The following is a 26,625-nucleotide window of genomic DNA, read 5'->3' on the forward strand; positions in this document are numbered from 1 at the left end:
AGCGGATCTCTGGTTAAAGACCTAATCTGCGCGATTACGTTAGTCACTTCGTTTACTGAGCTGGCGCTTCCAAACTAATAGGATCCGACTCTTTTGCCTTACCCTGCATAATGGATATTTCTACCCGTCTGTTACGCCGCCGGTTGAGTTCCGAATCGTTAGGTACCAGAGGTTTAGTATCGGCATGGCCAACCACGACTAGACGAGTGCGATCGAATCCGTCTGCTTTAATCATCTCAGAGCCAACAGAAACAGCACGTTTTGCAGACAAATCCCAATTGTTACTGTGCAGCTCGTCAGAAACCTGAATATCATCGGTATGACCGGTTACCGTAATCTCACCCGGCACATCGTTCAACAGACTACCAATACGCTGAATAATGGGCTTAAACCGGGGCTGGAGAAACGACGACCCAGAGGGGAAAGCACCATTCTCGCGAATACGGATAATAATTTGCTGCCCTAGTGATTCAAGCTCAATAGCACCATCAACAATTTGCTTCTGCAGTTGTTCGGCCAGCTTTTTAACCATTTCATTGGTTTGTTCTTGTTGCGCTTCAGACTGCGCATCGGCACTGGCTTGTTCGCCGTCCATGATTTCTTCGGCGTTACTAACTGATTGGCCCCCACTTAAATCTTCACGTTGCTCCTGGCGACCGCCAGCAGAGTCTTCTTCACCGGCTTGAAATTCAATCATCTGCTGCGTAATTTCTATTGTTTGCTGCTGCAGGGTTTCAATAGGCGTAGGATCAGGCCGCCCTGGCCGAAACTCCATCGCAATGACGCTGGTGCCTTTGGGAATATCTTCTACTTCAATTTTATTCTGGACACCAAAAGCAAATTTCATGGAGCCGGCAATTTGCTTAAATTTCAGCACATCCATCTCGGAAAACGCGAGCAGCAGTACAAAGAAACACATTAACAGTGCCATTAAATCTGCAAAGGTGCCCATATAGGCTGGCAACCCCGGCGGTGGGCATTTACACTCTTCGGCTTCATCACTCATATCTTACTCCGCCGCAGCCGGTTCACGTTTACCCTGCGCCAAATAATTACGCAATATGCCTTCAATTACTTTAGGATTTTGCCCATCCTGGATGCCTAAAATCGCATCCAGGATTAATTGATTATTCTGTTTTTCCTGCACATTTCGAATAGCTAGTTTATCGGCCAGTGGAATGGCAATAACGTTTGCAACAAAAGCGCCATAAAGGGTTGTAAGCAAAGCAACCGCCATTGCAGGTCCAATGGCTTTAGGGTCATCCATGTTAGACAGCATGGCAACGAGGCCAACCAGAGTACCTATCATGCCCATCGCCGGAGCCACATCGCCCAAGCTTTTAAAAATAGCTATCGCCGTCTCATGCCGCTTTTCGGTCAGGCTAATATCTTTTAACAAGGTAGCCCGCACTACATCGGCGTCGTGCCCATCTACCAGCATGTTGACACCTTTTTGCATAAAAGCATTGGGTATTTCAGCTTCTTCAAGCGCTAAAAAACCACCTTTGCGAGCAGAGTCAGCTAATTGAACCGCTTTCTCAATCAGTTCTTCCGGCGCTTCAATCTTAAACATAAAGGCTTTTGCTGCCGCCTTACCGGAACCGAAAAACTGCGACAAAGTAAATTTGGAAATAACAACAAAAATTGAGCCACCAAAAACAATAAGAACAGATACGGTGTCCATAAACATACCGACATTACCGCTGCTACCTAAAACCATGGCCATCACAACAAAGCCAATTGCGCCTAACATACCAACGAGGGTAGCTATATCCACTCTTATCTCCTTAAAATCTACATCAACCGGGGCATTGTCATTATAGGTTTATTCTAGACAATAACTGTTTATCGACAATACAGCACAATGTTTGAGTATAATTTACGTGAAATTATCTATTTAGCCTTTCACTTGTGCTTTCCGATTGACCATAATAGCCTGCTAAGGTACCTTTGCGCACACTTTTTCCGGGGGTAGTATGAGCAAAAAAAAAGCTGATTTGAGCCAGTTTGAACAAACCTTGTCTGAACTTGAACAGATAGTACAACAACTGGAACAAGGAGAACTTTCTTTAGATCAATCTTTAGCCCAATTTGAGCGTGGTATTACCCTTGCGCGCCAAAGTCAGCAGTTGCTGCAAACGGCTGAGCAAAAAGTACAGATCCTGATGCAACAACAGCAACAGGAATCACTGCTACCGTTTGAACCTGATCAAGGGGATTAAGGTGTTACCAGCCAATTTACCGATGTATCAGCAACGGGTAGAACAGCATCTGCAACAACTGCTAACTGCACGTCAGCAAACCTCACCGCGGCTGCTTGAGGCTATGTCATATAGTTTATTGCTGGGCGGCAAGCGTATCCGGCCTTTTTTGGTATACAGTTGCGGCACCATGTTAGGTGCAAGTCTGCACGACTTAGACGGCCCTGCCGCCGCATTGGAAGCCCTGCACAGTTATTCATTGATACATGATGACTTACCCGCAATGGACAACGATGATTTACGTCGCGGAAAGCCCACTTGCCATAAGGCGTTTGATGAAGCCACTGCAGTGCTGGCGGGTGATGCTTTGCAAACCCTGGCTTTTGAGGTTTTAAGTAGTCACGACTATCAACACTGCACACCTAAAGCGATATTGCATATGGTGCAATGTTTTGCTAAAGCGTCTGGCTACAGTGGCATGTGTGGTGGCCAGGCGATTGATTTAGCCCAGACAAACCAAAGCACAAACTTAGTGCAGCTTGAACAGATGCACAGGCTGAAAACAGGTGCCCTGATAGAGTGCGCGGTGCAGTTGGCATGGTTATGCAGCCCCAATCAACAATCAACAGAATTAGATACATTACTGCGCTTTGCACGTGCGTTAGGGCTGGCATTTCAAGTGCAGGATGATATTCTCGATATTGAAAGTGACACGGCCACGCTGGGCAAACCACAAGGCTCAGACAGCAAGGCAAACAAATCAACGTACCCGGCATTGTTGGGGTTGGAGAATGCCAAAGCCAAAGCTCAGCAATTATATCAAGAAGCACTGAACGCTCTGGCTAGCTTACCGTATAACACTGATGAATTACGCGCTTTTGCGCAGTATATTATCGAACGCAAGTTTTAACACAGGCATGGATTATGGCGTTAGATATTAACGATTACCCGTTATTGGCTCAGGCTAATTTACCCGAGCAATTACGGCAGTTACCACAGGAAAAACTTCCGGCGTTGAGTGCGGAACTTCGCGGCTATTTGTTGCAAAGCGTTAGCCAAAGCAGCGGTCATTTCGCCTCTGGTTTAGGTACTGTTGAACTGACAGTAGCTTTACATTATGTCTATAACACGCCGTTCGATCGCGTGATTTGGGATGTTGGTCATCAGGCGTATCCGCATAAAATTCTTACCGGACGTGCTGAACGTATGCATAGCATTCGGCAAAAAGATGGCTTGCACCCGTTTCCGTATCGCGATGAAAGCGAATATGACGTGTTGTCTGTTGGCCATTCCAGCACGTCAATAAGTGCGGCCTTGGGCATGGCAATTGCCGCGCAACAAGCACGCAATAACCGCAAAGTCGTTGCCGTTATTGGCGATGGCGCCATTACTGCGGGTATGGCATTTGAAGCATTAAATCATGCCGGTGAAGTGCGCCCGGATATGCTGGTTATTTTAAATGATAACGAAATGTCGATATCAGAAAATGTCGGTGCATTAAACCGTTACTTTGCCAGAATTTTATCCGGTAGTTTTTACACCAGTTTACGTGAAGGCGGTAAAAAAATACTTCGTGGCGTGCCACCGCTGCATGAACTGGCTAGCCGGGCCGAAGAACACTTCAAAGGTATGGTTACGCCAGGCACGTTTTTTGAAGAATTAGGCTTTAATTATATTGGCCCAATTGATGGTCACGATGTGCTGGGCTTGGTTGATACCATTCGTAACATGCGTAATCTAAAAGGCCCTCAACTGCTGCATATTGTAACCAAAAAAGGCAAAGGCTATGCTCCGGCAGAAGCGGATCCTATTGGTTATCATGCAGTGTCTAAATTTAACCCGGCCGATGAAAAACAGCCGGCAAAAAAAGCTAGCTTGCCAACATTTTCGAATATTTTTGGTAACTGGATTTGTGACATGGCAGCTCAAGATGAACGCTTGCAAGCCATTACACCTGCCATGCGTGAAGGCTCAGACTTAGTTCGTTACTCTAAAACCTACCCTAAACGCTATTTTGACGTTGCTATCGCCGAACAACACGCGGTAACGCTAGCTGCCGGGCTTGCGATTGAAGGGTTAAAACCAGTAGTGGCCATTTACTCCAGCTTTTTGCAACGAGGCTATGATCAGCTTATTCATGATGTTGCCTTACAGAACCTGGATGTATTATTTGCCATTGATCGAGCTGGCATTGTCGGTGCAGACGGCCCTACTCATCAAGGAGCCTTTGATATCAGCTTTATGCGCTGTATCCCCAATATGGTGATTATGGTGCCATCTGACGAAGATGAGTGCCGGCAGATGTTATATAGCGGTTATCAGTTTAATGGTCCGGCGGCAGTACGATATCCGCGCGGTTCAGGTACAGGCATTGCGCCACAGTCAAACATGCAGTTAATCCCCATAGGCAAAGCTAAAGTCGTTCATCAAGGCAAGCGTGTTGCTATACTGGCTTTTGGGCCTTTACTAGCCGAATGCCAGCACGTTGCTAAACAACTTGACGCCACCTTGGTCGACATGCGTTTTGTTAAACCGCTGGATGCAGCTTTGTTGACGGAGCTTGCCGGACACCATGAGCTGTTTGTTACGGTTGAAGATAATGCCATTATGGGTGGTGCAGGCTCTGCGATAAACGAATTTGTCGCTAACGATACATTGGCCATTAGCTGTTTGAATATTGGCTTGCCAGATCAGTTTATTAAACATGGTAGCCAGCAAGAAATCTATGCCGAATTGGGTTTAGACAGCACAGGTATTCTCGCGAGTATCCAACACCGGCTTAAATAAAAAAGTAACGTTGACAGCACAACAAGCCCGCAGCTAAAGCGGGCTTTTTTTGTGTCAGAAAAGCGAATTTTTTAGTTCAAAGTGTGCCAAACCTGCTGCCAAAAGTCGCTCAACTTGCGCTTCAATATGTGACGAATCTTCAAACTCAAAGGCGTCAACCTGCTGGTCAAACACAATAGTAGCCACCCCATTCTTACCAGCATGTTTGACATGATAAAGTGCCATCTCTGCTAGCTGTAATGATATTTCCCAGTTAATCAGCTGGCCGCCAAGTAATTCTAGTGGATACACTGCATAGCCCACCGAACAGGAGAGCCTGGTACGGTGTCCATCAGGCAAACTAAAGACGGTTTTGCCAATAAGCTCATTTAAACGAAAGCTAAACTGCGGAACCAGCTCTATCTGAATATCCCGCAATACCAATACAAATTCTTCACCGGCAAAGCGCACCACATAATCTGACCCCCGGGTTTCACGAATAAGCAATGCGGCCACTTGCTGAATACAGCTATCACCGGCACTATTTCCATATTGGTCATTGATTTGTTTAAAGTTATCTAAATCGAGATGAATTAAGGCAACGCATTTCCCCTGAGACTGCATAGACTCTCTGTTACGCTGGAAATGCTCAATATCTTTAGGTAGCTGCTCAAACATAAACCGACGATTACGTAGTCCGGTTAAACTGTCTTTGTGCGTTAGCAGCGTTAGCTGTTCATTGACTTCGTTTAGTTTAAGATTGCTGTTTTCCAGCTCCTGCGTGCGCTGCCTTACCAAACGTTCCAGCTGCAATTGCTGATTAACGGTGTTGCGCCGTAGCAGCCACAAAATACCATAAAAGCAAAATAAAATAAGGATCAGCCATAAACCACGGTAAACCAGGGTTTCATCAAAACGTTTTGGAATAATAAGCTGCAGTTGTGCGGATTGATTATCAGTCCACACACCACTATCAAACCGGCTTTGTAAACGAAAGACAAAATGTCCCGGAGTCAGGTTAGTGTAAACGGCTTCACGGCGCTCTGCGACGTCGTGCCATTGTTGATCAAACCCTTCCAACTGATAACGAAACTGTAACGCGGCAGGTTTAATAAATTCCAACGCGGAGTATTTCACCGTAAAATTACGATCATCAAGATCCAACACCAAGCGCGATTGTTGATTTTCAATGACATATTGTCGTTGGCCCTGGACCATTTTAATAACCGGCAACAAATCCCCTGCTCGTTTTCGCTCCAACTTAAGCGGTACTGCAACCACCCCCTTGAGTGTCGGATACCAATATTGATTTTGCCAGCGCACTACTTTTGCATGCCCAGCCCCATTACAACATCGTCCAGGAACGGTACCTAACTGACGGTCATACGGGCCAAGTATCTCGTCGGCTAAGACTATGTCTGTGGCTAAGTTAGGTAGTTCAGCGACATTTACACGAAAAATACCCTTGTTGCTACTTACCCACACCGTCGCTGAGTCGATATCATATATCAGGCTAACAACAGGACTATGCGGTAAACCATTTCCAGAGTGCCATTGCAACCAGCCACCTTGATTTTGCGAGATAAAAATACCGTCATCCAGTGTGGCAGCGATAATAGTGTTGTCCGGCAGTACAAGCAGTGCTGTTATGTAACTATTGTAAAGTGCTGAACCAACGCCAAGACGACTTAAATTACTGTCCTGATACTGGTATAAACCCCGCGTCGTGCCAAATACGACCCTACCTTGATGTTGTTGCAACACCGTAATATTTCGCGATTCTAATACATCATTCTCGACAAAAGGCGAGAGTACATTGTCACGGTAATGGTATAACCCCATTACCGTCCCTATCCAAAGTCCGTCAGTGTCATCGGGTTGTAACAGCCGAACTGCAAAACCGGTCAACTCGTCAAATTGGTTGCTCAATTTTGCACTACCGCGCTGATACCGTTTAACGCCGTGATCATTAGCTAGCCACATTTGCTCCGGATCCGGCCAGTACAGATCATGCACCGTGCTGGCGCCAAGTTGTGCAGCATCTAACAACCGGGTGTATTGTCCTTCTGCGGTAAGCTCGCCTATGTCAGACTGTCCAGCAATAAGCAACGTATTCGCTGGCGAGACAGCAACACTGCGGATCACTGGGTCGGCGTCAGCTGGCACAATACGGCGAATATTACCCACCGAAGCCCGATATATACCGTCACTAAAACTGGCTAACCAAATATTGTTATCTTTATCTTCAAAAATATCGCTAAACCACGGATAGCTGCCAAGCTCGTCGCCGGTGATGTGTTGCCAAGCCTGTTCATTATGTCGATGAAATAATTTTCGATGTGCCGAAATCCACCGGTTGCCCCGGCTGTCACGCAGTAGCTTATATACAGCCGTATTATTTTTATCCGGCAAATTGCATTTTGTAACGTTTCCAGCGCTATCAAGATGATAAAATCCAGCTTCACCAGCTATAAACAAATTGCCATCATCCCAATATAAATCGTAGATTGGTGTTTGCATTAGCTCTGCAGGTAATGGAAAGTTATCGGTATTTCCGTCAATATCAATACGAAATAATTTTTCGGCGCTGGCAACCCATACTTTATTGTCAACTAATTCCAGCTGACTTACCTGAGAGCGGATTTGTTCTACACGGCTTACTTTCCCATCCCGTACCCGGTACAGTAAATCAGCTGCCACCCATACTTCGCCTGGTCGGATCTCAACAATTGCTGTCACTTCAGACAATATTTGATAGCGATCAAATTTTAAGGTTACGGGATCAAAACCAGACAATCCGGATTTTGTTCCTACCCACATGTAGCCGTGACTATCGTTCAATAATCGGGTAACGGCATTACTTGCCAGATGCCGCTGAGATTCTTTATTGAAATGCTCAAACTGCGTTCCGTCAAACCGGTTAAGACCGTATTGTGTTGCAAGCCAGATATAGCCTTGAGAGTCTTGACTAATCGCGCGCACAGAATTGCTGGATAAGCCTTCTGCACTGCCCCAATGTTTGATATCAAAATCGTAGACAGATTGTTGGTTATACGCAGGCACATTTAGAGAACACAACAATAAAAACAACAGTACGGCTTTTTTCATTGCGGCCATCTCTTTCTCTAATAGGTTAACCCAGCGGTAAAAAGGGAATTAAAAGTTGCAACGAAGCCAATGCAGCCAAACCCGCCGCGATGTCATCCAGCATAATGCCAATACCACCATGAACAGATCTGTCCAACACGCTAATCGGCCAGGGTTTTACAATATCAAACAGTCGAAACAACACAAAGCCAACGAGTAGGGTTTGCCAATGAAGTGGCGCCCACAACATCGTGATACCTAAACCAATTATTTCGTCCCATACGATAGCACCATGGTCGTGTTCACCTATATCACGGGCAGTCTGACCACACAAGTAAACCCCGAGCGCGCTACCAAGCACAACAAAGGTTAGCAAATAAATGTTTCCTGCCCACAACAACAACACCACTAACGGAATAGCGGCAATTGTCCCCATAGTGCCCGGTGCTTTAGGCGACAAGCCACTGCCAAAACCCAGAGCTAGGAACTGATACCATTTTGTTAAATCAAATTGCACTTTATTCATCCGAAGTGCGTAAAACCAGTATGTTGATAAGGGAATGCCTGCTCACCATATTTAAGTTCTAATTTACCCGCTACACCGGTTATACGGCCAATACAACTAACCGCAACGCCATAAGGCGATAGCAACACATCCAGCGAGCCTCTCTTGGCCTCTGGTACGGTAAACAATAACTCGTAGTCTTCTCCGCCTGATAATGCCAATTGCATTGCCGTGGCAGTGTCACAGCTATCTTTAATTGCTTGCGACAAAGGAATTCGAGCAACGTCAACACTGGCTCCCACGCCTGAACGGGCTAAAATATGCTGAATATCGCTATATAAACCGTCAGATAAATCCATCGCACTGCTGGCGATATTGCGCAAAGCTTGCCCCAACGCTACGCGGGCAGAAGGATAATGAAAACGTTGTAAAATATGGGTTTGATGTTTCTTACTGACGTCATGCCGCCCCTGACACAACTGCAACCCCAACGCGGCATCTCCCAATGTCCCCGTAACGTAGATGTAATCACCCACTTTAGCACCACTGCGTGTAAGAGCCTTGCCACGAGGTACAATGCCTTTAGCAATCATCGTGAGACTCATAGGGCCGCGGGTTGTATCACCGCCGATTAATTGGCAGTTATAATATTCTGCTGTTTCATGAAGGCCAGCCGCGAAGGCCGAAACCCAGGCTTCATCAACTACGGGCAAGGTTAATGCTAACGATAACCAAGTTGGCTCAGCGCCCATGGCAGCTAAATCGCTGACATTAACGGCAACAAGCTTATGACCAAGGGCCCGCGGATCATCATCAGGAAAAAAATGTGTCCCTACAACCATGGTGTCCGTGGTTACAACCAGGTCGTAATTATCACGAACCTGTAACACGGCACCGTCATCCCCGACGCCAACAGCAGTATCGGAGCGCGCAGTACCACATTTGGAGAAATATTGAGCAATGAGTTCGAATTCACCCATAAAACTAAGAAGCCGACAAATGTCGGCACTCCTTCAACTTGGACGCAGAACGCGCACGGCTTTATCTAGAATACCGTTCACGAACTTATGACTATCGTCTGCAGCAAATGCCTTTGCCAGCTCGATAGCTTCGTTGATGATGACCTTATAAGGGACATCTAATCGGTATTTAAGTTCATAGGCAGATACACGAAGAATCGCTTTCTCTACGAAATCAATTTCATCAAATGGTCTATCTAAATAAGGCTTTAACGCCTCGTCCAGGGTTGCGTAGTTTTTTACCACACCGCGGACAACATCCTGAAAATAACCAACATCAAGATGTTTTACATTAGTTTCCAGCAACAATTGTTGCTCAATATCTGCAATCGGGTTTTGGCTGACATGCCAACTGTAGATACCCTGCACTGCAAGTGACCGTGACTGACGACGGGCATTAGGTTTCATTTCTGTGTCTCTTCCTGTTACAGCTTAGCTAGCAGGTTAACCATTTCCAGCGTAGACATAGCAGCCTCGCCACCTTTGTTGCCAGCTTTTGTGCCGGCACGTTCTATGGCTTGCTCAATACTATCAACGGTTAACACTCCAAAGGCAACCGGGATGTCATGTTGCATCATGACTTGCGAAATACCCTTGGTACACTCACCCGATACGTATTCGAAGTGAGGTGTGCCCCCACGGATCACCGCACCAAGTGCAATAATGCCATCATATTTTTTGCTGGCAGCCACACGCTGCACTGCCAATGGTAACTCAAAGGCACCCGGTACCCGTATAACAGTAATATCCTGCTCAGCCACATTACCAATACGTTGCAATGTGTCTACCGCACCGCTTAATAAACTTTCAACGATAAAGCTATTAAACCGCGCAACAACCAGCGCAAACTTTTTACCGTTGGCAGAAAATCCCGCTTCAATTACCTGCATAAGATGCCCTTAAAATCTGACCGCTCAAAATTAGCCGTGCATAATAGCACAACACTCATAAAACCGGCATAGTCTTTATCACGCCAGTACTGGCTTAATTAATCGCCTGCTAGCCATTACTCGCTAACATAATCGACCACTTCAAGACCAAAACCCGACAATGCATGATACTTTTTCGGCTGACTAAGCAGGCGCATCTTCTTTACACCCAAACTGGCGAGTATTTGAGACCCAACGCCAACTGTACGAGAGGTGCCCGCCCATGGCGTCGCTTTTGGTTTTTCGCCGTTATCCTCTGCCTCAAAACCCTGAACGGTTCGTATCAAGGCGTCGGTACTTTCATGTTTACCTAACAACACTAATACGCCACCATCACGGGCAATCCGCTCCATCGCTGTATGCAGCGGGAAGCTACGATTAGCCGCTCGATTCGCCATTAATAAGTCGCTGAACGTATCATGTAAGTGCACCCTAACCAGCGTGGGTTCATCCGCGCTAATGTCACCTTTTATCAAGGCAAAATGAATTTGGTTATCGATAGTGTCTTTAAAGGTTACCAGCTGAAAATCTCCCACTTCTGTAGGAAGCTGGCAACGGGCGACTTGTTCAATGGTGGTTTCGTTTAAATTCCGGTATTCAATTAAGTCCGCTATGGTGCCAATTTTTATGCCATGCTTTTTGGCAACAACTTCTAAATCTGGCCGACGCGCCATCGTACCATCGTCGTTTAGAATCTCAACAATAACAGCAGCAGGTTCAAGACCCGCTAACCGCGCTAAATCACAACCGGCTTCAGTATGGCCAGCCCGCACTAACACACCGCCATCCTGTGCCATTAATGGGAAAATATGGCCTGGCTGTACAATGTCTGAAGGTCTGGCGTCCCGTGCAACTGCGGCTTTCACCGTGCGGGCACGATCGGCAGCAGAAATTCCTGTTGTTACGCCTTCAGCGGCTTCAATTGACACGGTAAAGTTAGTGGCAAAAGGCGACTTGTTTGCATCTACCATCAGCGGCAATGCTAATTGCGTACAGCGTTTTCTGGTCAGGGTTAAACAAATTAATCCGCGCCCATGTGTGGCCATAAAGTTTATGGCTTCGGGCGTGACATACTCGGCGGCCATCACCAAGTCGCCTTCGTTTTCACGATCCTCATCATCCATCAGAATAACCATTTTCCCCTGACGAATGTCTTCAATTATTTCTGTAGGCGTATTCAGCTGCATAACCAACCCTATTTATAAAAAACCGCGCTGAGACAACAGCGCCATACTAACGCCGCCATTGGCTTTGTCGGTATCCTTGTGAAGTAAACGTTCCAAATAGCGGGCAATAACATCGACTTCCAGATGTACTTTAGTGCCCACTTCAAGGCGTGAAATTGTAGTTTGTGTGGCGGTATGAGGCACTATTGTTAGCCGCAAGGCGTCTTTATTTACTTCGTTGACCGTCAAACTAACACCGTCAATGGTAACCGAGCCTTTAGTTGCAATGTAGTGCGCCAATGCGTTTGGCAACGCCAACCAGATATGCCAGGACCTTCCAGCGCTTTCAATACGAACGACCTCTGTTACCCCATCAACGTGGCCGCTGACAATATGTCCACCCAAGCGTGTTGTAGGCAACATCGCTTTTTCCAGATTAATAACCTGCCCCCGCTGATAATGGCCGAATAAGGTATTGGCTAAGGTTTCTGACGACACGTCAGCACAAAAGCTATTTGCGCTTAGCTGGGTTACGGTTAAACATACTCCATTGCTGGCAATACTGTCGCCGAGCTTTACGTCGGTAAAATCTAAACTATTGCTGTGAATCGTCACCGTAAGATCTGCACCTTGACGCACGATCTCCGTAAGAGTACCCGTGGCTTCAACGATACCTGTAAACATAATTTCTCTCTTGTACCACTGAGATTAGAGTAAGTTGGCAGTAAGGCGAATATCCTGCCCTACCACACGTATATCGCTCCAGCTTAACTCTGGAACCTGCGTCAATGCAGTATATTGTGGCAATACCGCTAGCGGCTGCGCAGCGTTCCCTAGCAACTTGGGTGACAGGTAAACAATAAGTTCATCTACCAATTTTAACTGCAACAAAGTGCCCGCTAACGTGGCACCCGCCTCTACCCATAATGTATTGACTTGCTCACGCAACGCCAGATGTTGTAATAAGGCGGCAATATCAAACTGGGCATCATTATTCAGCGGACAATGGATTTGTCTGGCAATATTGGGTAATTGTCGGTCATTTTCAAGCTTACTGACACACAATAACACTTCGCCACCGTCAGAAAAAATGGCCAAATCATGCTTCAACAAACCATTTCTGTCCAAAATTACCCGCTTAGGTTGGCGCAGTTCACCACTGTCCAGCCTCCCAATATCTTGCTGTAGTTGTTCAGCGCGCAAGTTCAAACGCGCATTGTCAGCCAATACCGTAGTCGCGGTAGACAACACGGCACAACTTTGCGCCCGAAAATGCTGCACATCTGCACGAGCGGCCTCACCCGTTAACCACTTACTGTCACCATTAGCCAAAGCCGTGCGGCCATCGAGGCTAGCGGCTAACTTTAGCCGGACATACGGCCTTTGCCGTTCCATCCGACTTAAAAAACCCAGGTTTAATGCCCGAGCTTGTGTATCCAATAAGCCTATATCTACCTGCATACCGGCATTTCGCAGTATCGCTGCACCTTTACCCGCAACCTGCGGATTAGGGTCTTGCATCGCAATTACCACCCGGGAAATACCGGCCGCCACTAATGCTTCAGCACAGGGTGGCGTGCGACCATGATGACTACAGGGTTCTAATGTCACATAGCAGGTTGCCCCTCGGGCATCACTGCCGGCCTCTTGTAACGCAAACACCTCTGCATGAGGACCGCCGGCTTGTTTGTGATAACCACGTCCGACGATCTGACCGTTTTTCACTATTACAGCACCGACATTCGGATTCGGGCTAGTCGTATAGCGGCCAAGCTCTGCGAGCTGTAAGGCTAGCGCCATAAAGCCAGTATCTGCAGCACTAACCATTAGGATTTTTCTCCCAGGCGCGCAATTTCCTCGCCAAACTCACGAATATCCTTAAATGAGCGGTAAACAGAAGCAAAACGCACATAGGCCACCTTATCAACCTTGACCAGCTCGTCCATAATAAGATTACCCAGTAGCTGGCTGCCAATCTCCCGCTCACCGGTAGCGCGTAGCTGTGATTTAATTTTATTAATCAACTGCTCGATTTGCTCAGTCGCCACCGGTCGTTTTTCCAGTGAACGCAACAGGCCACTGCGCAGTTTATCTTCATTGAAAGGTTCACGAGAGCCATCGCGTTTAATAATGCGAGGCATCACAAGTTCTGCAGCTTCAAAGGTAGTAAAACGTTCATGACAGGCAAGACATTCACGTCGGCGCCTTACCTGATGGCCATCAGCGACCAGACGCGAGTCTATTACTTTGGTATCGTCTGCATTACAAAACGGACAGTACATATTCGAGATCCTGCTAAGCCACCAACAGCTGAATAAAGAGAAAAGCCAGATAAAGAAATGGCCGCAATAGCGGCCATCATAGCACTTAATTAATGCTTACGCATAAACTGGGAAACGCCCACACAGCTCAGATACCTGGGCTCGTACGCTATCAATTACACCCGCATCCCCACGGCTATCCAGCACGTCACAAATCAAGTTTGCTACTGTACGCGCTTCAGCTTCTTTAAAACCGCGACGGGTAATGGCTGGCGTACCAATGCGCAAACCTGACGTGACGAAAGGTGAGCGGGGATCGTTAGGCACAGAGTTTTTATTCACCGTAATGTGCGCTTGGCCCAACCAGGCATCAGCTTCTTTACCTGTGATGTCTTTATCAATTAAATCCATCAAAAACAGGTGATTCTTTGTACCACCAGAAACAATTTTATAACCACGTGCCATCATCGCATCACACATAGCCACAGCGTTTTGCAGCACTTGTTGCTGATACACCTTAAATTCTGGTTGCAACGCTTCTTTAAAAGCAACCGCCTTGGCTGCAATAACATGCATTAACGGGCCACCCTGACTGCCTGGGAATACCGCTGAGTTTAACTTTTTCTCAATTTCTTCGTTCTTACGCGCTAAAATTAACCCACCACGCGGACCGGCTAATGTTTTATGCGTTGTTGTGGTTACTACATCAGCAACCGATACCGGGTTAGGGTATAAACCAGCAGCCACTAAACCAGCAACATGGGCCATATCGACCATCAAATAAGCACCAACTTTGTCAGCGATATCGCGAAAACGCTGCCAATCAACAATGCCTGAGTAGGCAGAAAAACCTGCAATGATCAGTTTTGGTTTATGCTCCAGCGCCAACGCTTCGGCCTGATCGTAGTCAATAACACCTGTTTCAGGGTGCAGGCCATATTGCACGGCTTTATAAAGCTTACCTGATGCACTAACGTGCGAGCCATGCGTTAAGTGACCACCATGAGCCAGGCTCATACCTAAAATAGTATCGCCTGCGTTTAACAACGCCAGAAACACCGCAGAGTTTGCCTGTGAACCCGCATGTGGTTGCACGTTAGCGTAATCTGCGCCAAATAATTCTTTAGCACGAGCAATGGCTAAATCTTCTGCAATATCTACATACTCACAGCCGCCATAATAGCGCTTGTGCGGATACCCTTCAGCATATTTGTTTGTCAGCTGAGAGCCTTGAGCTTGTAATACACGTGGGCTAGCATAGTTTTCAGAGGCGATAAGCTCTATATGCGCTTCCTGACGTTCAGTTTCATCTGTTATGGCCTGCCATAATTCGGGATCAAAATCGGCAATATTCATATCACGCTTTAACATGCTCTCTCCTGGCGCGGTTTTACGCTTAGTCTTAATTAAATTACGGTAAGTCAAAACTGGCTGACAAAAATTGCTGTCTATTCTACCGCTTAATTGCGTTTTGTGCACTTAGAATTTAGCCATCTAAATGGCCGAAGCGGCAATTAGCCTATTACTTTAACCCGCCATAGTGTGATGAACTCTTTACAGCACGATCAATGCCACCTAATATACTGTATATACAAACAGCACACTATCAGGCGGATGAGCAGTGCGTAAAATAATACATATTGATATGGATTGTTTTTTTGCCGCAGTTGAAATGCGAGACAACCCTGCGTTGCGGCATATTCCAATCGCGATTGGGGGGTCCAGACAAAGCCGTGGCGTTATTTCAACCTGTAATTACCCTGCGCGGGCTTTCGGTGTGCGTTCAGCCATGCCAACAGGCCAGGCACTAAAACTGTGCCCTCAGCTAACACTACTCAATGGCAATATGGAAAAGTACAAAGCGGCTAGCAAACAGATCCGCGCTATTTTTAGCCGATACACAGACCATATTGAGCCGTTGTCGCTAGACGAAGCCTATCTTGATGTGTCTGAGTGTACTTTGTTCCAGGGAAGCGCAACGCGCATCGCAAATGACATTCGTCATAGTATTTTCACTGAAACCGGGCTTACCGCATCAGCAGGCATAGCCCCAAACAAGTTTTTGGCTAAAATTGCCAGCGATGAAAATAAACCCGATGGTTTTTTTGTTATTACACCCGCTCAGGTAACCGATTTTGTTAAAACGCTACCTTTGAAAAAACTGCCCGGTGTTGGCGTTAAAACAGCCGCCCGTTTAAATCAACTTGGCTTGCACTATTGTGCCGACATAACCGATGCACCATTGCCTGTATTGCTAAAGCATTTTGGCGGATTAACAGACACCTTATTAAAACGTAGCCAGGGTATTGACGACAGACCGGTGTGTAATAATGAACAACGAAAGTCGCTGGGTGTCGAGCGCACACTAGAGCATGACTTACTGCATTACACGGATTGTGTGGAAACTTTAAGCCAATTATTGCCTCAGCTACAGCGTCGATTAGAGCATTACGCTAATACCGCTGCTGGTAAGACAACCCCAATTCAGAAAGTAGGCATAAAGCTTAAGTTTAGTGACTTTCGACAAACTACAGTTGAAAAACAAGGCCAACCACTGCAATTGGACAAATTACTGCCATTACTTACTGAAGCGTGGCAACGTCGGCAACAACAAGGGGTAAGACTTATCGGGCTACAGATTGGTTTTAAAACAGACGCACTGCAACAACTGGCTTTACCTTTCTAAACTTGTTTCACAGCATTTATCTGATTTTAAATAACAGAAAACCGGCGAAAGCCGGTTTTATGCAAGCCTGGCCGGAATTATCCGATAACAGTTACGTTTTCAGCTTGTGGGCCTTTTTGGCCTTCAGTTACTTCAAAAGTAACTTTCTGACCTTCAACTAAAGTTTTACGGCCGGTACCATTGATAGCGCGGAAATGAACAAAAACGTCCTTACCACCTTCACGCTCCAGGAAACCGTAACCTTTTTCTTCGTTGAACCACTTAACTGAACCGGAAATTAACTGTGACATAACACTCTCTTACTTTAACTAAACTTGCCAGCTCGCTGGCGACTTAAATATTACCGGCCATAGCAGCTGACGAGTATATATTTTCACCCTTATTATCATTTAAGCCATAGTAAGGGGTCAATAACCTTGCCTGCTGCACAGAAAATAATTTCTTTCTAGCCGTATCAGCAACATGTGCCACATTACTGATTACCCTGTTGTTTACCTGCTAATCAACAACTAATTTAGTGTAGCAGCAATACTGATGAAAAAATAATCAGTACTCTATTTATTTTTGCTTACGCTTTATTGGCGCAGAACCATCATCACCACCGAGAAAAAATTTAGGTGCTGACTTTACTGCCTCTTTCGCGTTTGTCTTAGTATGGGTTTTAGCCGGACGTTTTTGCTTTTTTGTCACAGGTTTAGACGTTGCTTTAGCGACGCTGACTTTACCGTCAAATTTCGCCGCTAAGCCTTCCACTTCACTAAAGCTGGTAGGTTGCCTTAAAAACGCTTCAATACGCTGCAATGCAGGAATGTCTTTAGGCCCAACCAGTGAAATAGCCTCGCCTTTTGCACCCGCCCGCCCTGTACGACCAATACGGTGCACATACTCTTCGGCGTGCCGAGGTAAATCAAAATTGATCACGTGCGATACCTGTAATAAATCCAGACCACGTGAGGCTAAATCAGTCGTCACCAATACTTGGTGCTTACCCGTAGCAAAGGCCTGCATCACCGAATTACGACTACTTTGTGACAATTTACCACTAAGCCCAACAGCGCCTTTACCCAATTGCTCACACAATAGTGCCAAACGATCAGCGTCTTCACGTGTTGCAGTAAAAATAATGAGCTGTTTTAACGCATCCTGCTGCAGAAAGTGTTTCAGCAGCGCTTCTTTATGGGTTAAATGATCTGCCAGATAAAAACGTTGACTAATATCTTGATGCTGCAAGTGCGAAGCACCAACCGCGACACGGTGTGGATTTTTTAACAGCGCCAGCGACAATTCGTCTACTTCAGCGTGATCAAGCGTTGCAGAAAATAATAAAGTTTGACGCAAACGATGATCCGCCGACTTATTAATAACGGTCAACTGCGGCATAAAACCCAAATCAAGCATACGGTCGGCTTCGTCCAGAATTAACATTTCTAAACCGTTAATAAATACTGATTTGTGTTCCAGGTGATCGACAAATCTTCCTGGTGTTGCAACGATGATATTGGGTTCGCGTTTTAATATTTTTTCTTGATCATTAAAATTCTCACCGCCAACAATCAACGCCGAGGTCAACGGCGTATTCGCCACAAACAAACGTAATTGCGCATAGACCTGCTTGGCAAGCTCCCTGGTCGGCGCTAATATCAGTGCCCTTGCATCCCGCTTAGATAGCGGACGACTTTTTAATAATCTCTGCATCATGGGCAATAAATACGCCAGCGTTTTACCAGAGCCCGTTTGTGAGGAGACGATTAAATCCCGTCCTATCATCACAGCAGGAATAGCTTCATGCTGAATTTCAGTAGGCTTTTCAAACCCCAGGTGCTGCACGGAACGCATTAAGCGTGGGTCAAGCGATAGATCATTAAATGGCAAAGTGAACCTCTTAAACCTTAAATTACCGCTATATAATAACCGATGCTGACAATTTGAGTTAGTTTGATTTAATAACACTATACGATTGCGCTACTATAGCGCCTCCATTCAACACGGCCTACGCCGACAAACTGGACAAGGTTTTAAATGAGCAACGCATTAAAAGAGCAACTGTTAAAGGCCGGTTTGGCTGATGCTAAAAAACTAAAAGCGGTTAAAAAAGAAAAACATAAACAAAAAGTACAGGCAGGTAAGAAACAGCCAATTGTTAACGAGGCAAGTACATTAGCAGAACAGACACGGCAACAACAAATTGAACGCGATCGATTGTTAAATCAGCAAAAGCAAGCCGCGTTGCAAATTAAAGCCATCGCGGCACAGGTTAAACAACTTATTGATGTTAATACCATTAAGGCGCTTGGCGATGTGGCGTATAATTTTACTGATAGCAAACTGGTAAAGCGACTTTATGTCAGCAAAAAGCAGCACGACGAACTTAGTAGAGGCTTGTTAGCCATTGCCAAGCAAGATGAACAGTATTTTCTTGTTCCTGCAAACGTTGCGGAAAAAATAAGCCAGCGCCAAAGTGACAGTATCGTTGTATTAAATGTAAAACAGCAACAACTGGATGAAGATGATCCCTACGCAGATTACAAAATACCGGACGATTTAATGTGGTAACACCAACGTGCAGCAATGTCACCTGCCAAGCACATATCGCATTAGCCACTGTCGAGGAGATGCATCAGTTGCAGAGCTGGTTTAAATCGGCTGAGCAGCAACATAGCTGGGGTGGTGATAATTTTGATTTTCCTTGCAGTGCCGCGCGGTTTCTGCAACTGCTAAATCGCCCTGGCACGCAAAGCTTTAGCTTAAGAAAAAGTGCTGAAGATCCTTTATTAGGTTTTGGCCAAATTTGTGACCGCTTTAGTTGCCACCATTTAGCCAGGCTTGTTATTTGCCCTGAACATCGAGGCCAGGGGCTAGCAAAGATGTTGATCGTAAATTTAATTAAGCAGGCATTCTCACAACAACAACGCGATATTTCACTTTATGTGCATCGCCACAACGTTATTGCGATACAGTGTTATCAAAGTTTTGGCTTTACAATTCGTAAGCCGCCTGAACCGGAAAACACCAGACTGTATTTTATGATATTGTCAGCAGCCAATGCTGCACTTCTGCTCCAACAGCGTTAAACCTTATCTGTTCGATGCCGCGCGCTAACGCCTTTAACCTGCGGTTCAAAAGTGGGATTCAGTTGCCACTTAGGCCTAATGGGCGTCAGTGGCAGCTCTCTCTTACGGGCAACTAACATATAACTGGCACCAAAATAGTGAAGATGACTCTCAGAAAACTGCTGCAATCGGCTCTGATGATAATCTTTAGCTAACATAGCCGAACAAAAAAAACGCTGTTCAGCCAACACTTCAAAACCGACCAAATGCAACCAATCTTTAATACGTGACACACTAAAAAAACGCCCTTGCCATGGGAAGCGATGTTGCAGTGAAGGCCAGTATTTTAATATGCCGACTAAACTATAAGGGTTAACGCCGGTGATGATTAAATAACTATCAGAGCGCATAACGCGATGCGCTTCACGAACAACATGATGCGGGTCGTGACTAAACTCCAAATGGTGGCTTAACAATATCGCATCGATGCTAGTATCGCTAAAAGGCAGTGCATCCGCTTCTGCCTGCAACATGACATTTTCACTGCACAAACCAACATTGATATGGTGCTGTACCTTGCAACCACCAGTATCTAATTGACAGCTTAAATCGCCTATTTTGAGCAAGTAATAGCCAAATATCCGCTGCCACCAAGGTTGCAGTTCGACACTAATTGCCCGCGCAAGCGCATCGCCTTGATTAAACTGACGCCAGTGGGTGGGAAATGTCTGCTCTTTTTCGCTTAATGCCGGTTTCATGCTAAATTACTATCCGGATCCATTTAAAGTATGACCGCTATGCTAGAGATTACACCTATACAGGCTTTTGAGGATAACTATATTTGGGCACTATGTCAGCCTACCACAGCTAAATGTCTGATAGTTGACCCTGGCTGCGCAAACAGTGTGCTGCAGTATTTATCTGAACGCCAGTTAGTGCTGGATACTATACTCGTTACTCATCATCACGCCGACCATACTGCAGGCATTAACATTTTACGTCAGCATTTCCCAGGCATTCAGGTTATTGGGCCTGCTGCTGAGCAATATCGCATAGCAGGTCTGACGCAGAGCGTAACAGAAGGTGACACAATAGCATTGCCTCAGTTTAATCTTGAATTATCGGTTATAAGTTTACCAGGACACACCTTAGGCCATATTGCTTTCTATTCAGCGCCGGTTTTGTTTTGTGGTGATACCTTATTCAGCGCTGGTTGTGGTCGGTTGTTCGAAGGTAGCCCTGAGCAAATGTGGCAATCGCTACAAAAGCTAATGGCGTTACCCGACGAAACCCAAATTTATTGTACACATGAGTACACCTTAGCGAATTTAAAGTTCGCCTTACACGCTGAACCAAGTAATTCGGATTTGATCGAATATACCCGCCATTGTACGCATTTACGTGAGAAAAACCTGCCAACACTGCCATCTAAGATGCAACTGGAGAAAGCAATAAATCCATTTTTACGCTGTAAAAACAAATCCTTACAGAAAAAATGGCAGCAAGACTCTGCTCAGACGCTATTTACAGCATTAAGGGCAGCGAAAGATCAATTTAAAGGCTAACTTGCAATCGGATGCCGAAAAGGTAACATTCGTATTTTTAACTGTGGAACACCCTAATGTTTATAAGAATTTCTGCACTGGCTGCGGCCGTTTTACTCGCTGGATGCGTAAGCAACGATACATCTGACGAGATAACCAAACAGCCTGAAACTGCGCCTAAAACGCAGCCCGCAGACGTTCATAAAAACGCAGCAAATGCTCAGCAGATTGCTAAGCATCTATGGTCTGAGGCAGCACGCGCTAACGAAGACGTTACGCCGGTAGATGTCACAGAATTAGAAGACTTGTGGCAGCGAATTCAGATGCAGTTAACATTTGAAGTACCACAAACCCGCCCTATTGTAGAACAACGTAACTACTACGCCAGTCATCAAGCCTATCTTGACCGCGTTGCAGGTCGGGCACAGCCATTTTTATATTACATCGTTGAAGAAATCGAAAAACGAAGTATGCCGCTTGAATTGGCTTTATTACCCATTGTCGAGAGTGCTTTCGATCCATTTGCATACTCTCACGCTGCGGCATCCGGCATGTGGCAGTTCATGCCCGCTACCGGTAAACGATTTGGCTTGAAACAAAATTATTGGTACGACGGGCGCAGGGACGTTATCGCGTCAACCCGTGCTGCGTTGGACTATTTACAGTATCTACACGACACACTAGAAGGGGATTGGTTAAATGCCATAGCAGCATATAACTCTGGTGAAGGCCGAATCATGTCGGCAATAAAACGTAATAAGAAAAAGCGCTTACCTACAGACTTCTGGTCATTAGATTTACCGGCAGAAACCACAGCCTATGTGCCTAAATTACTAGCCTTAGTCGATATATTAAAACGACCGGATGAATTTGAGATTGTCTGGAAATTTATTGCCAATGAAGTAAAAATTGACGTAGTCGATATTGAGAGTCAAGTTGATCTCGCTATAGCGGCAAATTTGGCCGGACTTGATGTTACAGAACTTCAAGCACTTAATCCTGGTTTCAATCAGTGGGCAACCGATCCTGATGGCCCACATTATCTGGTACTTCCAGCTACACACACAATGTCGTTTAAGCAAAAGTTAGCGCAAACACCAAGCAATAACAGACTCCGCTGGAAACGTTACATCGTTAGCAAAGGCGACACGTTGGGCAAAATTGCCCAACAACACAATACTAATATCAGTGCCATTCAACGTATAAACAAGTTTAGCGGCAATACCATTAGGTTGGGGCAACCATTACTGATCCCCATAGCTGCATTGGATAATGCTGACTACGAGCTAAGCGCTCCAAATCGTGTTGAAACCGCACAGCAAAATATCGCGGGTACGAAGCTGGACTATACTGTCCAAAAGGGTGATACATTATGGGATATCAGCCGCGAACATAATGTAACTGTTTCCCAATTAGCTAAGTGGAATGGCATAGCACAGCGCTCAGCGTTGAAAACCGGGCAAAAACTAGCGATTTGGCAACAAGACAAAATCGCCGATGCTACTGCGATTTCCAGAACGGTCAGTTACAAAGTACGCAAGGGTGACTCCCTTGCGCGTATCGCTCAGCGTTTTAGTGTCAGCGTGTCGGATATCGTAAAATGGAACAATATAGATACAAGCAGTTATTTGCAGCCTGGACAGAAATTAAAGCTGGTTGTTGACGTCAAACGCGTATAAACGTCAAATCAAGCGAGGAAATAGCCTGATGAAGTATTTGCCGCTGTATTGCTTATTACTGCTAGTAAGTATCAGCAGTAGAGCACAGTTTGACATTACTGGTGAAGGTAAGTTGTATCCGGTTAAAGGTGCAAGCCAAGAGTTTGACTTCGGATTTAGCTATATTCGTCGTGAAGGAAGCTATAGGTTTATCGTGGGCCGGTACAATTTAACTGTACAAACTGTACCGGAAAAATATGCCCTCGCATTAATACTTCAAAACGATAAGCACGTTTGGGTTCCCGACTTTATTAACGAACCACTCGTTGGTTTCGAACTAAAAATCGAAAATTACACCATCAGGCTGTATCAGGATACGGAAACCAACCCAGATAAAGCTAATTTCGTGCTACAGTTAAACGATGAAAACTATTACTTTAGCAGCGGCCCTGGGCAAATCAATTTTTTGTTTTCCGAGGAAGGTATTAAAGATGTAAACGTCAAAGGTATGTTTAAACCACGCCGCTAATTTATTGCTTTTGTTCTTTTTGTAGTTGCAAAGCAGATACAGTGCCTGACGCAATACATAGCAACGGTGCAATAAGCGTGATAACCCAACCTGCTTGTAAACTAATACCATGCCACAAGGCATAACACGCTGCGGTTAATTGAAATACAATACCAAATAACCCTGCATATACTAAGGCTCTGTTAATTGGCCTTTTAGGAAAAGAAAACACTTTTATGCCCCTCGTTGCTAAACTAAACGTAATCTGCAGTGCCCACACTGCAGATTAGCAAATATATTACTCTTCGCTCATCCATTTTTGAACAGCTGAAACTAATTCATCCGGATGAAATTTGGCAATAAACTGATCCGCACCGACTTTTTTAACCATCGCTTCATTGAAAACACCACTTAATGATGAATGCAACACAACATGCATATTGCGTAAATCTGGATCCGATTTTATTTCAGCCGTCAGGGTGTAACCATCCATCTCGGGCATTTCAATATCAGAAATAAGTAACGGTACTTTGCTTGATATGTCACCACCGAGCTCTGCAGCCTTGGCATTTAACCAATCAAGTGCCAGTTTGCCATCATTAACCAGTTCGACCTGAATACCAATAGAGGTTAGCGCGCGTTTAACCTGGTTGCGCGCAACCGCTGAATCATCAGCTACTAATACGATAACATCTTTAAAGTCTCGATTAGACGCTTTAGTTTTAACCGCATCGCTAACGTCTTCATTGACAGGGGTAATCTCGGAGAACACTTTTTCAACATCAATAATTTGTACCAACTTACCGTCAATTTCTGTAACGGCGGTCAGATAATGTCCAGCGCCAGCCCCTTTGGGTGGAGGTAGAATTTGATCCCAATTGGTGTTAACTATTCTGTCGACACTATTAACTAAAAAGCCCTGTGTATGGCGGTTGTACTCGGTAACTAAAACGTAAGACGTAGATAAATCTTCTATTCGCTTTCCACCTGTTGCCTGACTTAAATCGATGACCATTACCGGTACGCCACGTAAGTGGGCAATACCCCGTACATGCGCGCTAGCACCAGGCATTTCGGTCAGCTCAGGGCACTGTAACACCTCCCGCACTTTAAACACATTAATACCAAAAGGTTGAGAACCATGCAGTCGAAACAACAGCAACTCAAGCCGGTTATTACCAACCAGATTTGTCCGCTGATTTACGGAGGCCATCAATTTACTCATATTGCACTACCTCTGAGGGGCTGACTTAGCTAATGAACAATTTATCGCTAATTACATACACTACAACATGTTGCTTCGAGCAACGCAATGATATCTATAGCAGAACAAAGAAATTATTGCTTAAGCATAGGCGACTATCAGCAATCGTCTAGGGGGATATGATAAATGCTGTCATTGATCACTATCAATACAGCATTTTAGCTAACTTATTGTGCGTCAGGCTGCTGTTCAGGCGCAGCCAACGCAAAGGCGGCAACTTGATTGCAATGATGTACAACGTTATTAATATGCTCATAGGATTGCATATCTAAAGAGAAGCGCTGAGCATTATATACCTGCGGCACTAAACATAAGTCGGCCAATGTAATGTCATTGCCAAAGCAAAATTGCCCCGCAGTAAGGCTAAGCCGCTTATCTAATGCCGCAAATCCAGTATGTAACCAATGTATAATCCACTCTTGCTTTTGAGTTTCTGATAATGCCAATGTCCCCGTTAAATACTGTAATACACGCAGGTTATTAAGCGGATGAATGTCACAGGCAATATCTTGCGCCAGCGCCCGTACTTTGGCTTTGGCAGCAGGTTCCTGCGGCAATAGCGCCGGCTGTGGATACATCTCGTCCAGATATTCAATAATAGCTAGTGATTGATTCAGGCTGATATCGCTATCTACCAAAGTTGGCACCAGCTCTGCCGGGTTCAACGCTTTATAACTGTCGCTGTGTTGTTCGCCGCCATTTTTTACCAGATGTACCGGCAGATTTTCAAAGCTCAGCTGTTTTAAATTCAGCGCTATGCGCACCCGGTAGGCTGCTGAAGAGCGCCAATAACCGTAAAATTTCATTGCAGGTCCTTAACGTACGAAACTTCGAATACGCAGCGGCTGCGTACATTTTTCAGCGACACGCCGTAACCCCATCCTTGGGGGCTCGTCTCAGGCCATCCGGCCCTTCAACGGTCGCAGAAAAACTACATCCGCATTCGCTTGCTAATGGTCAGGCTTTATATTCCACCACTTTCTGGTCAATAGCACCAAAGATGCTATTGCCCTGCTCGTCAAGCATTTCCATACGAATGGTATCACCGAACTTCATAAAAGATGTGGATGGCTTACCGTCGCGAATAGTTTCGATCATGCGGATTTCAGCAATGCAGCTATAACCTACTCCACCTTCGCCTACAGAAGTACCGTGCTCAGTTCCCTGCTTGTTAGACACGGTACCAGAGCCAATAACAGCGCCTGCACCTAAGTTTCGGGTTTTAGCGGCATGCGCTACCAACTGACCAAAGTCAAAGGTCATATCAATACCCGCGTTAGGTTTACCAAATAGCTTGCCATTATAGGTAGAAAGTAACGGTAGATGGACACGACCATTATGCCATTTATCGCCCAGCTCATCCGGGGTTATTGCAACAGGGCTAAACGCCGATGCCGGTTTTGAGTGAAAAAATCCAAAGCCTTTGGCAAGTTCATTTGGAATAAGGCCTCGCAGTGACACATCGTTTACCAGCATTAACAAACGAATTTTACTGCGCGCTTCATCAGCCGTAGATGCCATTTTCACATCATCAGTGATCACAGCGACTTCGCCTTCGAAGTCAATCCCGTAGTCTTCACTGACAACGTCAATATTATCACAAGGGCCAATAAAGTCGTCCGACCCACCCTGATACATTAACGGATCGGTCCAAAAGCTTGGCGGCATTTCAGCATTACGCGCTTTGCGCACGAGTTCAACGTGATTAACATATGCACTGCCATCAGCCCACTGATAAGCACGTGGCAACGGTGACTCGCATTGCGCCTGATCAAAAAGCACTTCACCATCCACTTTCCCACTGTTCAGTGCTTGATAGACTTCTTCAAGTTTGACACTTAACTGCGCCCAATTATCGAGTAATTGCTGCATTGTGGCAGCGACAGCAGGCACGGCTACACAGCGCGTTAAATCCCGGCTTACTACCACCAGTAAACCATCACGATTGTCATTTTTTAAACTTGCTAACTTCATTTTTTAT

Annotated in this window: 28 protein-coding genes; 9 read left to right on the forward strand and 19 right to left on the reverse strand. The window is 45.6% G+C overall.

Annotation, left to right across the window (positions count from 1 at the left end):
• Positions 1-52: 52 nt before the first annotated feature.
• The gene (locus H595_RS0101785; RefSeq protein ID WP_027669643.1) at positions 53-1,006 is read right to left on the reverse strand and encodes a flagellar motor protein MotB; all 954 of its coding nucleotides are present in this window, start codon (positions 1,004-1,006) and stop codon (positions 53-55) included.
• Between the two features lie 3 nt (positions 1,007-1,009).
• Positions 1,010-1,777: a flagellar motor protein PomA gene (pomA, locus tag H595_RS0101790; RefSeq protein ID WP_027669644.1), complete on the reverse strand. Its 768-nt coding sequence runs from the start codon at positions 1,775-1,777 to the stop codon at positions 1,010-1,012.
• A 199-nt stretch (positions 1,778-1,976) separates the two neighbouring features.
• Between pomA and xseB the strand changes: the two genes are divergently transcribed.
• Genes xseB through dxs form a run of 3 tightly spaced genes read left to right on the forward strand, consistent with a single transcriptional unit; the run spans position 1,977 to position 4,988 of the window.
• The gene (xseB, locus tag H595_RS0101795) at positions 1,977-2,222 is read left to right on the forward strand and encodes an exodeoxyribonuclease VII small subunit (protein ID WP_027669645.1); all 246 of its coding nucleotides are present in this window, start codon (positions 1,977-1,979) and stop codon (positions 2,220-2,222) included.
• Between the two features lies 1 nt (position 2,223).
• Entirely contained in the window at positions 2,224-3,111 is an 888-nt protein-coding gene (ispA, locus tag H595_RS0101800; RefSeq protein WP_027669646.1) for a (2E,6E)-farnesyl diphosphate synthase, read from the forward strand.
• A 14-nt stretch (positions 3,112-3,125) separates the two neighbouring features.
• The gene (dxs, locus tag H595_RS0101805; RefSeq protein ID WP_027669647.1) at positions 3,126-4,988 is read left to right on the forward strand and encodes a 1-deoxy-D-xylulose-5-phosphate synthase; all 1,863 of its coding nucleotides are present in this window, start codon (positions 3,126-3,128) and stop codon (positions 4,986-4,988) included.
• 54 nt (positions 4,989-5,042) lie between these two features.
• On the opposite strand, the gene H595_RS0101810 is transcribed toward dxs, so the two are convergent.
• The 10 genes from H595_RS0101810 to glyA form a co-directional block, all read right to left on the reverse strand.
• Positions 5,043-8,075, reverse strand: coding sequence for a ligand-binding sensor domain-containing protein (locus tag H595_RS0101810; protein WP_027669648.1), 3,033 nt, complete (start codon positions 8,073-8,075; stop codon positions 5,043-5,045).
• Positions 8,076-8,100: 25 nt separating this feature from the next.
• Complete coding sequence (locus H595_RS0101815) at positions 8,101-8,580, reverse strand: phosphatidylglycerophosphatase A family protein (protein ID WP_027669649.1); 480 nt, start codon at positions 8,578-8,580, stop codon at positions 8,101-8,103.
• Complete coding sequence (thiL, locus tag H595_RS0101820; protein ID WP_027669650.1) at positions 8,577-9,539, reverse strand: thiamine-phosphate kinase; 963 nt, start codon at positions 9,537-9,539, stop codon at positions 8,577-8,579. The genes H595_RS0101815 and thiL overlap by 4 nt, the downstream gene beginning before the upstream one ends.
• Positions 9,540-9,572: 33 nt before the next feature.
• The gene (gene nusB / locus H595_RS0101825) at positions 9,573-9,986 is read right to left on the reverse strand and encodes a transcription antitermination factor NusB (protein WP_027669651.1); all 414 of its coding nucleotides are present in this window, start codon (positions 9,984-9,986) and stop codon (positions 9,573-9,575) included.
• Between the two features lie 17 nt (positions 9,987-10,003).
• Positions 10,004-10,468, reverse strand: coding sequence for a 6,7-dimethyl-8-ribityllumazine synthase (gene ribH, locus H595_RS0101830; RefSeq protein WP_027669652.1), 465 nt, complete (start codon positions 10,466-10,468; stop codon positions 10,004-10,006).
• A 116-nt stretch (positions 10,469-10,584) separates the two neighbouring features.
• Positions 10,585-11,694 (reverse strand): bifunctional 3,4-dihydroxy-2-butanone-4-phosphate synthase/GTP cyclohydrolase II, encoded by a 1,110-nt coding sequence (gene ribBA, locus H595_RS0101835; RefSeq protein ID WP_027669653.1) that lies wholly within the window; start codon positions 11,692-11,694, stop codon positions 10,585-10,587.
• Positions 11,695-11,706: 12 nt separating this feature from the next.
• A complete protein-coding gene (locus H595_RS0101840) occupies positions 11,707-12,357 on the reverse strand; it encodes a riboflavin synthase (protein WP_027669654.1) in 651 nt (216 codons plus the stop codon).
• A gap of 24 nt (positions 12,358-12,381) precedes the next feature.
• On the reverse strand, positions 12,382-13,500 hold the full coding sequence (gene ribD / locus H595_RS0101845) for a bifunctional diaminohydroxyphosphoribosylaminopyrimidine deaminase/5-amino-6-(5-phosphoribosylamino)uracil reductase RibD (RefSeq protein ID WP_027669655.1): 1,119 nt from the start codon (positions 13,498-13,500) through the stop codon (positions 12,382-12,384).
• A complete protein-coding gene (gene nrdR / locus H595_RS0101850; protein WP_027669656.1) occupies positions 13,500-13,955 on the reverse strand; it encodes a transcriptional regulator NrdR in 456 nt (151 codons plus the stop codon). Before nrdR ends, ribD begins: the two co-directional genes overlap by 1 nt.
• Positions 13,956-14,051: 96 nt before the next feature.
• Positions 14,052-15,305 carry a serine hydroxymethyltransferase gene (gene glyA / locus H595_RS0101855; protein WP_027669657.1) on the reverse strand — a complete coding sequence of 418 codons (1,254 nt, stop codon included), beginning with the start codon at positions 15,303-15,305 and terminating at the stop codon, positions 14,052-14,054.
• Positions 15,306-15,555: 250 nt separating this feature from the next.
• Here glyA and dinB point away from each other — a divergent pair, with 250 nt between their 5' ends.
• Positions 15,556-16,620, forward strand: coding sequence for a DNA polymerase IV (gene dinB / locus H595_RS0101860; RefSeq protein WP_027669658.1), 1,065 nt, complete (start codon positions 15,556-15,558; stop codon positions 16,618-16,620).
• Between the two features lie 77 nt (positions 16,621-16,697).
• On the opposite strand, the gene H595_RS0101865 is transcribed toward dinB, so the two are convergent.
• Positions 16,698-16,910 carry a cold-shock protein gene (locus H595_RS0101865; protein WP_027669659.1) on the reverse strand — a complete coding sequence of 71 codons (213 nt, stop codon included), beginning with the start codon at positions 16,908-16,910 and terminating at the stop codon, positions 16,698-16,700.
• Positions 16,911-17,178: 268 nt separating this feature from the next.
• Positions 17,179-18,492: a DEAD/DEAH box helicase gene (locus tag H595_RS0101875; protein WP_027669660.1), complete on the reverse strand. Its 1,314-nt coding sequence runs from the start codon at positions 18,490-18,492 to the stop codon at positions 17,179-17,181.
• Between the two features lie 147 nt (positions 18,493-18,639).
• On the opposite strand from H595_RS0101875, the gene H595_RS0101880 reads away from it, so the two are divergent.
• Positions 18,640-19,173 (forward strand): DUF2058 domain-containing protein, encoded by a 534-nt coding sequence (locus H595_RS0101880; RefSeq protein ID WP_027669661.1) that lies wholly within the window; start codon positions 18,640-18,642, stop codon positions 19,171-19,173.
• Complete coding sequence (locus H595_RS23370) at positions 19,167-19,691, forward strand: GNAT family N-acetyltransferase (protein WP_156885902.1); 525 nt, start codon at positions 19,167-19,169, stop codon at positions 19,689-19,691. The genes H595_RS0101880 and H595_RS23370 overlap by 7 nt, the downstream gene beginning before the upstream one ends.
• On the opposite strand, the gene H595_RS0101890 is transcribed toward H595_RS23370, so the two are convergent.
• Complete coding sequence (locus H595_RS0101890) at positions 19,688-20,428, reverse strand: methyltransferase domain-containing protein (protein WP_027669662.1); 741 nt, start codon at positions 20,426-20,428, stop codon at positions 19,688-19,690. The genes H595_RS23370 and H595_RS0101890 overlap by 4 nt on opposite strands.
• A 30-nt stretch (positions 20,429-20,458) precedes the next feature.
• On the opposite strand from H595_RS0101890, the gene gloB reads away from it, so the two are divergent.
• The 3 genes from gloB to H595_RS0101905 are packed head-to-tail and all read left to right on the forward strand — an operon-like array spanning position 20,459 to position 23,401.
• A complete protein-coding gene (gene gloB, locus H595_RS0101895; protein WP_240474809.1) occupies positions 20,459-21,235 on the forward strand; it encodes a hydroxyacylglutathione hydrolase in 777 nt (258 codons plus the stop codon).
• Between the two features lie 56 nt (positions 21,236-21,291).
• A complete protein-coding gene (locus tag H595_RS0101900) occupies positions 21,292-22,893 on the forward strand; it encodes a LysM peptidoglycan-binding domain-containing protein (RefSeq protein ID WP_027669664.1) in 1,602 nt (533 codons plus the stop codon).
• Positions 22,894-22,921: 28 nt separating this feature from the next.
• On the forward strand, positions 22,922-23,401 hold the full coding sequence (locus H595_RS0101905; RefSeq protein ID WP_027669665.1) for a hypothetical protein: 480 nt from the start codon (positions 22,922-22,924) through the stop codon (positions 23,399-23,401).
• A gap of 1 nt (position 23,402) precedes the next feature.
• Here H595_RS0101905 and H595_RS0101910 read toward each other — a convergent pair whose 3' ends face one another.
• From H595_RS0101910 to H595_RS0101925, 4 genes are all read right to left on the reverse strand, one after another.
• Positions 23,403-23,612 (reverse strand): hypothetical protein, encoded by a 210-nt coding sequence (locus H595_RS0101910; protein WP_037053457.1) that lies wholly within the window; start codon positions 23,610-23,612, stop codon positions 23,403-23,405.
• 66 nt (positions 23,613-23,678) lie between these two features.
• Positions 23,679-24,605: a chemotaxis protein gene (locus tag H595_RS0101915; protein ID WP_027669667.1), complete on the reverse strand. Its 927-nt coding sequence runs from the start codon at positions 24,603-24,605 to the stop codon at positions 23,679-23,681.
• Positions 24,606-24,811: 206 nt separating this feature from the next.
• Positions 24,812-25,450, reverse strand: coding sequence for a maleylacetoacetate isomerase (gene maiA / locus H595_RS0101920; protein ID WP_027669668.1), 639 nt, complete (start codon positions 25,448-25,450; stop codon positions 24,812-24,814).
• A 151-nt stretch (positions 25,451-25,601) separates the two neighbouring features.
• A complete protein-coding gene (locus H595_RS0101925; RefSeq protein WP_027669669.1) occupies positions 25,602-26,618 on the reverse strand; it encodes a fumarylacetoacetate hydrolase family protein in 1,017 nt (338 codons plus the stop codon).
• Positions 26,619-26,625 lie beyond the last annotated feature (7 nt).

The sequence above is a fragment of the Rheinheimera baltica DSM 14885 genome, from assembly GCF_000425345.1.
GTDB classification, from domain to species: domain Bacteria; phylum Pseudomonadota; class Gammaproteobacteria; order Enterobacterales; family Alteromonadaceae; genus Alishewanella; species Alishewanella baltica.

Coding starts and splice junctions, on each gene's coding strand:
- H595_RS0101785 (WP_027669643.1), bottom strand. CDS start 1,006: ATGAGTGATGAAGCCGAAGAGTGTAAATGCCCACCGCCGGGGTTGCCA.
- xseB (WP_027669645.1), top strand. CDS start 1,977: ATGAGCAAAAAAAAAGCTGATTTGAGCCAGTTTGAACAAACCTTGTCT.
- dxs (WP_027669647.1), top strand. CDS start 3,126: ATGGCGTTAGATATTAACGATTACCCGTTATTGGCTCAGGCTAATTTA.
- H595_RS0101810 (WP_027669648.1), bottom strand. CDS start 8,075: ATGAAAAAAGCCGTACTGTTGTTTTTATTGTTGTGTTCTCTAAATGTG.
- H595_RS0101815 (WP_027669649.1), bottom strand. CDS start 8,580: ATGAATAAAGTGCAATTTGATTTAACAAAATGGTATCAGTTCCTAGCT.
- thiL (WP_027669650.1), bottom strand. CDS start 9,539: ATGGGTGAATTCGAACTCATTGCTCAATATTTCTCCAAATGTGGTACT.
- nusB (WP_027669651.1), bottom strand. CDS start 9,986: ATGAAACCTAATGCCCGTCGTCAGTCACGGTCACTTGCAGTGCAGGGT.
- ribH (WP_027669652.1), bottom strand. CDS start 10,468: ATGCAGGTAATTGAAGCGGGATTTTCTGCCAACGGTAAAAAGTTTGCG.
- ribBA (WP_027669653.1), bottom strand. CDS start 11,694: ATGCAGCTGAATACGCCTACAGAAATAATTGAAGACATTCGTCAGGGG.
- H595_RS0101840 (WP_027669654.1), bottom strand. CDS start 12,357: ATGTTTACAGGTATCGTTGAAGCCACGGGTACTCTTACGGAGATCGTG.
- ribD (WP_027669655.1), bottom strand. CDS start 13,500: ATGGTTAGTGCTGCAGATACTGGCTTTATGGCGCTAGCCTTACAGCTC.
- nrdR (WP_027669656.1), bottom strand. CDS start 13,955: ATGTACTGTCCGTTTTGTAATGCAGACGATACCAAAGTAATAGACTCG.
- glyA (WP_027669657.1), bottom strand. CDS start 15,305: ATGTTAAAGCGTGATATGAATATTGCCGATTTTGATCCCGAATTATGG.
- H595_RS0101865 (WP_027669659.1), bottom strand. CDS start 16,910: ATGTCACAGTTAATTTCCGGTTCAGTTAAGTGGTTCAACGAAGAAAAA.
- H595_RS0101880 (WP_027669661.1), top strand. CDS start 18,640: ATGAGCAACGCATTAAAAGAGCAACTGTTAAAGGCCGGTTTGGCTGAT.
- H595_RS0101890 (WP_027669662.1), bottom strand. CDS start 20,428: ATGAAACCGGCATTAAGCGAAAAAGAGCAGACATTTCCCACCCACTGG.
- gloB (WP_240474809.1), top strand. CDS start 20,459: ATGACCGCTATGCTAGAGATTACACCTATACAGGCTTTTGAGGATAAC.
- H595_RS0101900 (WP_027669664.1), top strand. CDS start 21,292: ATGTTTATAAGAATTTCTGCACTGGCTGCGGCCGTTTTACTCGCTGGA.
- H595_RS0101905 (WP_027669665.1), top strand. CDS start 22,922: ATGAAGTATTTGCCGCTGTATTGCTTATTACTGCTAGTAAGTATCAGC.
- H595_RS0101915 (WP_027669667.1), bottom strand. CDS start 24,605: ATGAGTAAATTGATGGCCTCCGTAAATCAGCGGACAAATCTGGTTGGT.
- maiA (WP_027669668.1), bottom strand. CDS start 25,450: ATGAAATTTTACGGTTATTGGCGCTCTTCAGCAGCCTACCGGGTGCGC.
- H595_RS0101925 (WP_027669669.1), bottom strand. CDS start 26,618: ATGAAGTTAGCAAGTTTAAAAAATGACAATCGTGATGGTTTACTGGTG.